The sequence below is a fragment of the Spiroplasma endosymbiont of Lariophagus distinguendus genome, assembly GCF_023846195.1.
Taxonomy (GTDB): domain Bacteria; phylum Bacillota_I; class Bacilli_A; order Mycoplasmatales; family VBWQ01; genus Spiroplasma_E.
In genome coordinates, this window is record NZ_JALMUW010000001.1 from 65,782 (window position 1) to 79,222 (window position 13,441).

Sequence of the window (13,441 nt, forward strand, 5' to 3'; positions counted from 1 at the left end):
ATTTATAGCAAAGAAAGCTCACATATAAGTTCAATATGATCTCTGGTTTGAAGTAGCAATGTATGTTTGATTGGGATGTGAGGAGAGAGTCCGTAGATAGGCTTTCTCAGCATTTGTGATAAAATTTAAAAAATAGTACATAAAGGAGAAAAGCCATATTCTATATTCGACATCATTATATATCTTTTTTATTTTTTAAATAATTTTTTTAAGAAATTTTTATAACTAAAATTAAAACTATAAAGACTATAAGGTTAACCCATATTTTGTTTTATTACTTTTATTAGATGTAAATTTCATAATATGTAAAAAATTTTTACTAACAATAAACACTCCATTAATGCACTAATATTTACATCTAGCTAAATAAATGAATAAAGTGTGCAATTTTCAAAATATTTAAAATAAAAAACATAGTATGAATATATTTTGCTGAAAATAAATTATTTCTAAAGTGTATTGAAATTTCTTACATTTAAATATTATTTGTTATTATTCTTATAAAGGATTTAGATAGCTAGATCTATTTAAAATTAAGGTAATATATATCAAACATTCAATTCTAATATTTTAATATAAAAATTTAAATTAATCTAAACCCCTAATTTAAACTCTGCAACCCCAATAACCTTAGTTTATTATAAATAACCCCCATTTTTTTGTAAATGACTGTATGTACATAACATAAACTATGTAATTCTTGTGTAGACAAAGCTTTCCAGCTATTGTTTTTATATATAAAAAGAAAAATGAATTTAAAAATTAAAATTGAGATATTATAATAAAAGTTAAGGATTGTTATAAATATCTTGTGTTTAAATATTAATTACAAGAACTCTAATCATATATCTAAGTTAACCTATTATATAATTTATATGTTTCTACTACCCAAGTTAAATCTGTAACTCAAATTTATTATTCTGTTGTAAGAAAAAAAAAGAAAATCACATTTTTTTTTACTATATCATTTTTAATTATTTTCTACCTTATATACTATTTTAATTTACAGATATTCATATAATTCTGCTGAAAGAAGCCTATCTACAGACTACTCACATTTTAAATCAAAATATTAGCATATGGAAGTTTAAACTGAGTATCTTCTAGTTTTATATGCAAAAATCTTTTATATAAATAGACATGATATTTAACATTATGTATGTTTTTAAATAATATTCCTCTACATATTATAGTTGGTTTGACATTTAATTTATTTAGTGATATATTTGTAACTCAGTTAAAATCTATAATATCCTTTTCAAAATCAGTATCACACATGACACTTACATATTATCAGGATTAAATTTCTGTTGAACATCAGTAAAAATTTAGTAGGTCAAATACCTTTGTTAACATTATTGGACTTTTTTTGACTCTGTGAAAATATATGGGTTATCAGCAGGTAATACTATTAAGGTATATAAAGCATCAATGCATATATCTTTTCTTTCCCATTCCTTCGTATTCATTTATAGAGAGAATTAAAGTCAGGTTTATTCATAAATCCGTGATAAAGATTCATCTCTTCACTCAGTCTAATTGATTCATCATTCTTGTGTAAGCTGATATCTACAGTTTAGTTTTCAAGCATTTCATTTAAATTCATTAATGAAGAAAAAAATCTATATATTCCTATTTACTATGTAATTAAAAAAGCTATTCACCAGCTAATGAAAATAACTTCATCAACATCAATATTTGGTGGTCTGATTCGATCATGACATATGCATTAATTAGTTGATGACAATCGAAACAAGCGTTTTCCATGCTATGGTCATCATGTGATGATCACTTCCACAAGAAAGAACTCTATAATTGTTGTATGTTATGATGATTATTATAATATTATTTCATCAGTTTTTATTAAATGTGGCACACCAAAAGCATTTTAATACTGATAACAAGACAGTTTTGGATATAAGAAAAAATCGTTGGATTAAAATAAACTGAAAATGGCAGCATATAGTTACAAAATATGTGTGTGTGTTTAGGTGTTAAAATGAATTGGAACTTCAGTTCCACAAGCTAAGGGTCAGATTCATTGGTTCTTCTTTGGAACACTTCGAGAGTCGATTCTGTTCTCAGCATTTAGAATATCAGATTCTAAAACTTTGAAACAATGTGGCATTTCTTAAAACGTACATAGGCTTTTATGTGGTTTTGTACTTCCTATTAATTAATGTAAATACACTATGATTAAAAGCCTACACAAGAAGAAATAAATATTTGTCTTTCTAAGATTTTTCAGAAAAAACAGATAGTGGTTCAAACTATAACATATTATAGTAAAAAATATTTTCCTTATAAAAATAACAAAGTTCAATATATACAACCTAGAACTGATGTAATTGTAAATAATTTATTAATGACTTATATCTTAGTTAATAATCAAATGTATGAACTAAAAAGAAATGAAACTTTAAAATAAGTATCCAAAGATTGTAAAACCAAAAAGAGTTTATATACAATGAAAATCTCCTTGAAAATGTGGATCTTAATAATTCCCTAAGTAAGAAGTTCATATAGTTTATTTGTGAATATAAACTATAAATTTTAATCCCAGTTGTATATAAAACAATTGGTATTCAAATTTCTTTTCTAAACTATTTTCTCTTTACATTTTGTGTGGGTTTGATTCATTATTCTAAATTAATAAGAAAGTTACTGTCAATTTATTAATCTATTTATTTTACTATTTGATTTTATTATGTATAGTTCTTTCACTTTTAATATTTCCAAAAGGTTCTTTTTGATAATACCTCAATCTTTTTCCTTTAATTATTTTATTTTTATCAATAGATTTTATCATATTTTTAATATTAGGCACTATCCTTATCTTTCACACCCAGTTTCATCACATAAATGCTGAAAAAGCTATCTAGACTATCCCATTTAAATCATAATTAATTAAAACTAAAATATCTATATATTTTTGTATTATCCCATAGCTTTGGTATCATTTCTATATTTCCCGTTGTTTGATTATGGCCCCCTTTGTATTATACATGTGATGAAAACCGATTTAAAATCGCAATATCCTTTCAAAATCAATTACATGCTTTTTGGAAGAAATTGGTTTCTTTCAAAGAAAGTTGGGCGTTTTCAATGCTGCAGTCGTTATTGGTTTGTTTTTTCATAAATGCCAACAATCAGGTTTTGTTCATAAGGATCTTCCTTGTTTTTAAAACATGTGAAAGATACATTTCATCCTTTCTTCGCCCTCTTGTCGATTATTATTCCCATTATTATTTTCTTTGCGGCACTATTTAATAACATCAGTGATGGAATTCCATGTTTGATGTTTATTCATCTAAGATGAGATAAAACCAAGATTTCAAAGAGTATTTATGACTTGTAAAAAATGGTGCCATGAAGAATACTAAATGTTTGATGACATTTCAAACATCTTATTCTTCTTAAATCAAGTATTCAAATTTGTTCAGCACCTGATACATTTATTTTCCTTCAACAGCTTACCTTTCACCCTGTGTATGACAATGCTGATATATTTGTTATTATTGAACCTCCATTCTGTTTCATTATTCTCACAAATTTATGTGAGAGAGAGTATAATATTAATAACTAATTTTAAATTTGCTAATCTTTTGTTTTTAAGGTGACTTCCCTACATATTCAACAATATTTTCCCTTGTGTTTTTGTGTTACTATCAAATTCTTTATTAGTTAATTCATATTTCTTGTAATTTTATTCATTTTTTCATCCTTTCAAAATAAAAAGCTCTATTTTTGGGGGAGTCAAGCAATAGGTCAAAAAAACTTTATATTAATTAATTCATTCTGCAAAAAAAATTCTATATTAAAAACAGATTAAATTACAAGATTATTTAGATTGTGTTTATTTAACAGTGTAACACCAAAATAATTTAATTTTTTTGTTAATATCTGGAAATTTTCACTCGATATTGACAGTATGTACATGACACTTTGAAGAAATGTGGTTTCTTACAAGCTGCAAAAGATTTTGCATTTTCAGCGCCTACAATTGATTTATTGGTTGTTTTTCATAAATACCAACAATCAGTTTATTCTGCAAGGATCTTGCTTGTTTTTTAAAACCCATATGTGAAAGATACATTTATCATTTTTATGCCTCGCCTTCTATTATACCTTTTACCTTAGTTCAGTTTGATATTGATCTTCAACGTTTTCAAAGAGATTTTACTATAAATTCTTTGCAACATCTGGTTGGTAGATTCCATGTTTGGTGTTATTCATCTAAAGATGAGATATAAAAACCTTGAATTCAAGAATGTTGTGACTTATAAAAATGGTGCCTGAAGAATACTAAAATATTAAATATTTTCAACATCTTATTCTTCTTAATCAAATGTCTCTTACACTGATACATTTATTTTTATTCAACTTACCATATATTTTTCAGCTGCCAAATCTTGTTCTGTTTGAAAAGTATTGTTGAACTCATTCAATTTCATTGTTTCCTCCACAAGTACATGTGGGGAGAAGTCCGTTTTAATTTTATATGAAGTTATACTTACTTATTGTTATAATAATTTTATGAAATTAGGTGAATAAATGAAAAAAGCATTAATTATTGATGGTAACAATTTATTATTTAAAGCATATTATGCTACTGCATACCAAGGAGTTAATCTACATTCGCTACAGGGTATTCCAACTAATGCCGTCTATGCTTTTATTAGAATGTTGACTAAGTACTTAAAATCTAACAACTATGCTAGTGTTTTTGTTGCATTTGATGCTGGTCGTAAAACATTTCGTCATGAAACTTTAGCAACATATAAAGGAAAAAGAAGTGAAACTCCGGTTGAGTTAATTGAACAATTTAATTTAGTTAAAATTTTTTTAGACTTAGCACAAATTCCTTGGGGACAAATAAATAATTATGAAGCTGATGATATTATTGGCAGCATTGTTAAAAATAAAATTGCTAGTAATTATCAAATTGATATTATGAGTAGTGATAAAGATTTATTACAACTATTAGATAACAATATTAAAATTCTTAATCCACAAAAAGGGATGAGTGATTTAAAGGTTATTACTATTTCTACATTTCAATCAGAATATGAATTATTACCTTATCAAGTTACCGATTTAAAGGGATTAATGGGTGATAGTTCTGATAATTTACCTGGCATTAAAGGAATTGGTCAAAAAACTGCTATTAGTTTATTAAAAGAATATGACACATTAGAAAACATTATTGAAAATGTAGAACAATTAAAACCAAATGTTAGTAAACTAATTAAACTTAACTTTAATAATGGTATTATTTGTAAACAACTAGCACAACTTAATTTAAATACACCAATTACTGGTAATTTAGAAACGTTTAATTATAATGTTGAAAATTTAAATAATGAAAAGTTACAAGACTTTTACAAACAATATAATATGAACTCTTTATTAACACAAGACACTAATCCTAAAACTAATAAAAATAGTACATCTCACGTTCAAATTATAAATAAGTGAAGTCAAGAATGAAATTGTGATTCAAATTACTTATGATTAGAAATTTTTGGTGATAATTATAATCGCGATAATATTATTGGTTTTGGTATTAAAAATGAAAAAGGAACATTTTATATTAATAAAATTAATGCAATTAATTGTTCTAATTTTCAACATTTCTTACAAAATAAAAAACTACAAAAAATAACTTGAGATTTAAAAAAGGTTATTATCGCAGGACTACGTTTAAAATTAATAATAAATAATATTATTTTTGACCATATGTTAGCTGCTTACCTTCTTTATGCTAATGAAAAAATATTACCAGAAAACATTGCTGTTATGCTCAATGTCAATGTTAAAGATAATTTAAGCGCTGATGATTTCTATGGCAAAGGTATTAAAAAAAATATTCCCAATGATGAAAAAGAAATAGCTATTTTTTTAGAAAAAAAATTAAATTTTTTAACAGATTCTCATCTCATTCTTATAAAAAAATTAAAAGATACTAATAACTGAAATTTATATCAAGAGATTGAACTACCTGCTGCTTTTGTATTAGTAAATATGGAGTGTAATGGTGTTAACATTGATCAAAAAAAATTAAAACTACTAACTAATAAAACTTTACTAAAAATCCAAGATTTAGAATTACAAATTAAAAAAGAAAGTAATAGTAATTTAAATCCAAATTCACCAAAACAAATTAGTGAATACTTATTTAAAGAATTAAAATTACCTAATTATAAAAAAGGTAGTACTGCTTTTGCAGTTTTAATTAGTTTAAAAAATCAACATCCAATCATCGATATTCTTTTAGAATATCGTAAATTACAAAAATTATATTCCACTTACTTACTTGGTTTACAAAAATATATTTTTGATGATGGTAAAATTCATAGCATTTATAATCAAGTACAAACCAGTACTGGCAGGTTATCTTCATTAGATCCTAATATGCAAAATATTAGTATTCGCGATAAAGAACAAAGAGAAGTTCGCAAAATCTTTATTCCAAGCAAACCACATACTAAAATACTATCCTGTGATTATTCGCAAATTGAATTAAGAATATTAGCTCATATTAGTGAAGATGAAAATTTAATTAAAGCTTTTCAACAAAAGCATGATATTCATCGCGAAACTGCAAGTAAAATATTAAATATACCTTTAGCAGAAGTTACTAACGAACAAAGACAAAATGCAAAAGCTATTAATTTTGGCATTGTTTATGGCATTTCTAGTTTTGGTTTATCACAACAAATAGGAATTAAAGTTGAAGATGCTAAAATATTTATTAATAAATATTTTTCGGTTTTTCCAAAAATTAAAAGTTATATTAATAATATAATTGATTTTTGTGAAAAAAATGGATACGTTCAAACAATTTTTAATCGTAGAAGAGAAGTAATGGAAATTACAAATAAAAATAAGGTGATTCAAAATTTTGGTAAACGAATAGCAATGAACATGCCAATTCAAGGTAGTGCTGCTGATATTTTAAAATTAGCAATGAATAAAATTTATGAAGAAATAAAAAAACAAAATATTGATGCAATATTAATTGCACAAATTCATGATGAATTAATTTTTGAAGTTGAAGATAATAAAGTTAATGATGTTATTACTAAAATTACTAAAATTATGTCTAATGTTACTAAATTAAAAGTTCCCTTATTAATTAATACTAGTATTGGTGATAACTGATTTGAATTAAAATAAATTTTTAAAAATTTATTAATATTTAAAATAAATTAGTTTATTATATTTTATTGGAAGGAAAATAAAAATGCCAGAATTACCCGAAGTTGAAACTGTTCGCAAAACTTTACAACCACTTTTAACTAATCATAAAATTATTGGTGTTAGAATTCTTTTAAATAAAATTATCAAAACACCAAGTATTGAACAATTCACAAAACAAATTATTGGACAAACAATAAATGATGTTCAAAGAGTTGGTAAATTATTAATATTTATATTAGATGATTATGTATTATTAAGTCATTTACGAATGGAAGGAAAATATTATTTTCAACAAAATAATCAATCAATAAATTGAAAACATGTCTTATTAATATTAGAATTAGACAATAAATACGAATTAAGATATCATGACACAAGACAGTTTGGAACCTTTCATTTGCAAACTAAAAATGAATATCAAAACATAAAACCTTATATTAATATTGGTCCAGAACCTTTTAATAAAAATGTTACTGCTGAATATTTAAAAAATAAATGAAAAAATAAAAGTCAAAGTATTAAAGCAACATTATTAGAACAAAATGTTATGAGTGGTTTAGGAAATATTTATGCAGATGAAGTATTATTTTATGCTAGTATTCATCCACAAAGTATTACTAAAAATTTAACACTTAAACAATTACAAGAAATCATTAATAAAGCAAGATTTGTGCTTGATAAATCAATAAAACTTGGTGGATCAACAATTAGTAGTTATACTTCAAGCCTTGGTGTAACAGGTTACTATCAACAAGAATTACAAGTTCATACTAGAGCAAAAATGCCTTGTTTTAAATGCCATACTATTATCAAAAAAATAAAAATAAACCTTCGCGGAACTTACTTTTGTAATCACTGTCAAATTAAATATTAACTGTGGAAAACTCAAAAGTATATATTAATAAAGAATATTTTAATAAAAAAAAGTGGAATAAATGTGGATAAGTATGTGTTTTAATCATTTCACTTTATTTATATTCTTTATGTGCATATAATTATCATACCATGAAAGAAATGGATAGTAAAAAGAAAGTTAGGGAATGAATATGAACAGAACAATAAATGATATTGATATTTTTAAGTTGAACCAATCAGAATATATTAGTAACGAAGATTACCAAATTTTATTTATGTTATATCAACCAATAATTGGTATTGAAGCAATAAATTTATATTTAACTTTAGTTCAAGAAAAGTTATTAACAAAACGTATTAATCTTGATTTCAATCATGGACGAATTAAATCTTTATTAAAAATAACTTCCACTCAATTACTTGTTGCTTTCCAACAACTTGAATCTGTTAACCTTATTAATACTTACTACTATTCTTTAAAATCTACTTACATTTATCAATTGTGTTCTCCCTTATCTGCTGATGATTTTTTTGCTAATACCCATTTAAACTCAGAACTACTTAAACAATTAGGAACTTTAAATTACGAAAGACAAAAATTTTATTTTTTGAAAAATGATATTGAAATTACAGAAAATTATGTTAATATTACTCAACAGGAAAATACTATCCCTCAATCTTTAAAATTAAAAACAGCACTTAATAATATTTATGCTAAACAAGAACAAACATCAATTTCTAGACCAATTTATTCATTTCAAAATAAAAACCAAATTAACACTATGAAAGTTAATTTAAATTCTAATGGTAATACAATTATATCTAAAGATAATTCTGATGTTATTAATACCACATTAAATTTAATGCAACAAAAATTACCTGAAGAATATTTAAAAAATTTAACTGGTAAAATACCAACTGATAAATTAAAAACAACACTAGAAATATTAACTAATAACTTTCAATTAAATAATGCTGTAATTAACTGCTTAATTGAATACGTTTGATTTAAAAATAATAAACGTTTAGAACCAAACTATATTATTAAAATTGCTGAAACATTTCAAGAAAATCAAATTAATAGTATTGATGATGCTTTATCTCATTTAAAACTTGCTTATGCTCGTAGCAAAAAAAATCCACAGCAACAATTTCAACAAGAATCATTATGATCTACTACAGAACAATCAACAACAAATAATTTCAATAAAAAATTAATTAAAAAATATAAGGTTGATAATATTAATAAAAAAGATATAACATTAACTCAAGAAGAAATAAATAATATTTTAAAGGAATTTGATGCTCATTAATTTAATTATTAAAAAACAATATTATTAAGTAAGGAAATGATTATCATGAAACTTAAAGCGACAACTATCTTAAAAGAAAACATTAATAATGCTGAACTTCATGACTTTATTAAAAAAAGCAACTTAACTAACAGCAAACTAGAACCATATGTTGATTTATTAAAAACTTATATTGATAGCTACAATTTATGTAAAAAACGAGAGAATCTTAGCAAATGTCTACAAAATGTTAAAGGATATCGTTATAAACTAGTAATGTTACCTAATCAAAAAATAAGTTTAGTACTAACGGATTGTCTTCATTCTATTAATAGATCTGTCCAACAACAAGTACATAATAATTTTTTAATTAAATACTATGATGATAAACTTTTATCACTTTCATGAAGTAAAAATTTTAATGCCTCAACTAATGCAAGAAAAGAAATCATCCAGTATTTACATCAATCTTTAAAACACAAAAGTTATCAAGGTTTATACTTATATGGTGACACAGGTAGTGGCAAAACTTTTATTTTTATCTTATTTGCAAATAAATTAATTCAAAAAAATCAAACTGTTTGTTTTATTGTATGACCTGAATTTGTTATGGACATTAAAAAAAGTTTTAAAAATGATACTGATACTAATCAGCAAATTGAACAATTAAAATCATGTGACTTATTATTTATTGATGATTTAGGCGGTGAAACTGTTAGCGCTTGAGAGCGTGATGAATTATTATTTAGTATTCTTAATGCACGAATTTTACCATTAAAAACTACATTTATTAATTCTAACTATAGTATTAGTGAACTATATCAACATTATTATTTAAAAAATAGTAAATCAGAAGAAATTAAAGTTAAACGTTTATTAGAACGTATTCAAACTTTAACTATACCAATTGAATTAACTATTGAAGAATCACAAACTACCATTGAAAATAATAAAAATATTGACAATATTAATAATGAAATAGAATATATACCAATATAAATTTCATAAAAAAATAAAATAATGAAAACTATAATTAAAATAAAGGAAATAATTTACTAATAAAATAAATGTTTTATAAATAAATCCATATTTTATGACAAATATTAACAATATTTGTTTATAATATACCTAGTCATTAATCAATATAAAAAACAAACACATAAAAGGAGTGACTTAATAATGGCAATTAAAATTGCAATTAATGGATTTGGGCGCATTGGGCGCATTGCCTTTCGTCAATTATTTGACAAAAAAGAAATTGATATTGTTGCTATCAATGATTTAGGAAATGTAGAAGCTCTAGCATATCTATTACAATATGATTCAGCACATAGAACTTGAAAACATGGAAAAATCAAAGCAGACAAATCAAAAAATACTATTAATGTTGATGGTAAAATAATTAAAGTTTGTCAAGAAAAAGACCCAAAAGCATTACCATGAAAAGCCAATGATGTTGATATCGTAATTGAAGCAACTGGACGTTTTACAACAAAAGAATTAGCACAAGCACATATTGATGCTGGAGCTAAAAAAGTTGTGATTTCAGCACCCGCTAAAGGAGACTTAAAAACTATTGTTTATAATGTTAACCATGATATTCTAAAAAATACTGATAATATTATTTCTGGTGCTTCATGTACTACTAATTGTCTTGCTCCTGTTGTTCATGCTCTAGAATCAGAATTTGGAATTATTAAGGGATGAATGACAACAGTTCATGCTGCAACTAATGACCAACGTTTACTAGACTTAGAACATTCAGATTTTAGAAGAGGACGTAGTGCTATGTCTAATATTGTTCCTGCAGCTACAGGTGCTGCTGCAGCTATTGGTTTAGTTATCCCTTCTGTTAAAGGAAAACTAGATGGTTCAGCAATGCGTGTTCCAATTATTACTGGTTCAATTGTTGATTTAACAATTGAATTAAAGAAAAATGTTACTGTTGAACAAGTTAATGCAGCAATGAAAAAACATAGTAGCGAATCATTTGCTTATAATGAAGATCCAATTGTTTCAACTGATATTATTGGTTCAAGTTTTGGTTCAATTTTTGATGCAACATTAACAAAAGTTATTGAAGTTGAAGGCAAACAAATTGTTAAAGTTTTTGCTTGATATGATAATGAAATGTCATATGTATCGCAATTAGTAAGAACAGTAATACACTTAGCAAAGCTAAAATAATTTTTAAATAGTTTAATTAAAATATTAAACTACAAAAATGCATCTTACCAATTACAAGATGCATTTTTATTAATAGCTTTAAAAATATATTAAAATTATAATATGAAAAAAGGAGATGAAAATTATATGAATAAAAAAACATTAAAGGATCTTGATTTTAAAAATAAAAAAGTTATTGTTCGTTTTGACTTCAATGTACCATTAGAAAATGGTAAAATTACCGATGATACAAGAATAAAAGCAAGCATCGAAACTATTAAGTATTTACAAAATCAAGATGCAAAAATAATCATGTTATCACATCTTGGAAGAATTAAATCTGAGGCTGATAAAGCGAAGAATACTTTAGCACCTGTTGCAAAAAGACTAAGTGAAATCTTAAAAGAAAATGTAATATTCATTAATGAAACTCGTGGTACAAATCTTGAAACAGCTATTAATAATCTTAAAAACAAAGAATTACTTTTAATAGAAAATACTCGTTTTGAAGATTTAAATGGTAATAAAGAATCTACTAATAATCCCGAATTAGGTAAATATTGAGCACATTTAGGTGATGTATTTGTTAATGATGCTTTTGGTACTGCACACCGTGCTCATGCATCTAACGTTGGTATTGCTACTAATATCAAAAATAGTTGTGTTGGTTTATTAATCGAAAAAGAATTAACAATGCTTAATAAAATCACTGTTAATCCAGAACATCCTTTCATAGCAGTACTTGGTGGTGCTAAAGTATCAGATAAAATTGATGTTATCAAACAATTATTAACAAAAGCTGATAAAGTTCTTGTTGGTGGTGGTATGGCTTATACTTTTATGAAAGCATTGAATTATAAAATTGGTGATTCATTATTAGAAAAAGATAAAATTGATATTGCTAAAGAAATTATTGAATTAGGAAAAGAAAAATTAATACTACCTATTGACTTTGTAATTGCTCCGGAATTTAAGGATATCAAAGGTAAAATTACTAATAATGAAAACATTGATGATGGATATGAAGGAATGGATATTGGTCCAAAAACAATTAAATTATTTGAAAATACTTTAATTAATGCTAAAACTGTTTTTTGAAATGGACCATTAGGAGTTTTTGAAATGAGTAACTTTGTTAATGGAACAAAAAATATTTGTAAAACTATTTCACAATTAAAAGGTGCATTTACACTAATTGGTGGTGGTGATAGTGCAGCAGCAGCAGTTAAATTTGGATATGAAAATAAATTTAGCCATATTTCAACTGGTGGAGGTGCTTCATTAGAATATCTAGAAGGTAAGGATTTACCTGGTATTAATGCTATAGAAAATAAATAGTGAAAATATATGATTACTCAAGATCAAACAACAAGTGTTTTTATTCTTATTAGTTTATTTTTAATTACGATGGTTTTAATATTTCAATTATTCCAATTTATTTTTTGATTAATTATTATTTTAAAAACTAAAAAAAATGATACTAAATTAAAACCTAGCTATCAACAAGCATTATCCAATGAAAATATTAATTGTCAAATAGTTAAAAGTAAATTTACTTTTAAATATCTTAACTATAATTTTAAAAAAAATATTTTAAAATTAAAAAGTCGTGATTTTAATGAAACTACTACTTGAAATAAATATCAAACTTTAAGTAGTGTACTTGTTATTAAGTGAAAAAATAATTCTCAAAAATGAAGTAATTTAGCTCTACCAATTATTAATTTATTTTTTATAAATGGTGTTATTATTACTATTATTTGTGCTTTATTATATTACATTCCAATTCAAAATAATAATATTAACAAGGAAATCTTAGCAATTTTTAGTTTCCTTAGCTTACTTATTATTACTATGAGTTGATTATTTTGAACAATGTTTTATGAAAAATTTCGTAAACAATTAATGACATTAAATACAGAATT

7 protein-coding genes are annotated in these 13,441 nt (G+C 24.5%); all 7 read left to right on the forward strand.

What is annotated here, in order from left to right; all coding sequences use genetic code 4:
- Window positions 1–4,554 precede the first annotated feature (4,554 nt).
- Window positions 4,555–7,179, forward strand: coding sequence for a DNA polymerase I (gene polA / locus M0D11_RS07075; RefSeq protein ID WP_252319019.1), 2,625 nt, complete (start codon window positions 4,555–4,557; stop codon window positions 7,177–7,179).
- Window positions 7,180–7,246: 67 nt separating this feature from the next.
- Window positions 7,247–8,077 carry a DNA-formamidopyrimidine glycosylase gene (gene mutM, locus M0D11_RS00410; RefSeq protein ID WP_252319020.1) on the forward strand — a complete coding sequence of 277 codons (831 nt, stop codon included), beginning with the start codon at window positions 7,247–7,249 and terminating at the stop codon, window positions 8,075–8,077.
- Window positions 8,078–8,249: 172 nt separating this feature from the next.
- Window positions 8,250–9,371, forward strand: coding sequence for a DnaD domain protein (locus M0D11_RS00415; RefSeq protein WP_252319021.1), 1,122 nt, complete (start codon window positions 8,250–8,252; stop codon window positions 9,369–9,371).
- A 45-nt stretch (window positions 9,372–9,416) separates the two neighbouring features.
- Complete coding sequence (locus M0D11_RS00420; RefSeq protein ID WP_252319023.1) at window positions 9,417–10,349, forward strand: ATP-binding protein; 933 nt, start codon at window positions 9,417–9,419, stop codon at window positions 10,347–10,349.
- A 180-nt stretch (window positions 10,350–10,529) separates the two neighbouring features.
- A complete protein-coding gene (gene gap / locus M0D11_RS00425; RefSeq protein WP_252319025.1) occupies window positions 10,530–11,537 on the forward strand; it encodes a type I glyceraldehyde-3-phosphate dehydrogenase in 1,008 nt (335 codons plus the stop codon).
- A 126-nt stretch (window positions 11,538–11,663) separates the two neighbouring features.
- Window positions 11,664–12,854 carry a phosphoglycerate kinase gene (locus M0D11_RS00430; RefSeq protein ID WP_252319026.1) on the forward strand — a complete coding sequence of 397 codons (1,191 nt, stop codon included), beginning with the start codon at window positions 11,664–11,666 and terminating at the stop codon, window positions 12,852–12,854.
- A 9-nt stretch (window positions 12,855–12,863) separates the two neighbouring features.
- The coding region (locus M0D11_RS00435) for a hypothetical protein (protein WP_252319028.1) at window positions 12,864–13,441 on the forward strand (578 nt) is incomplete at its 3' end.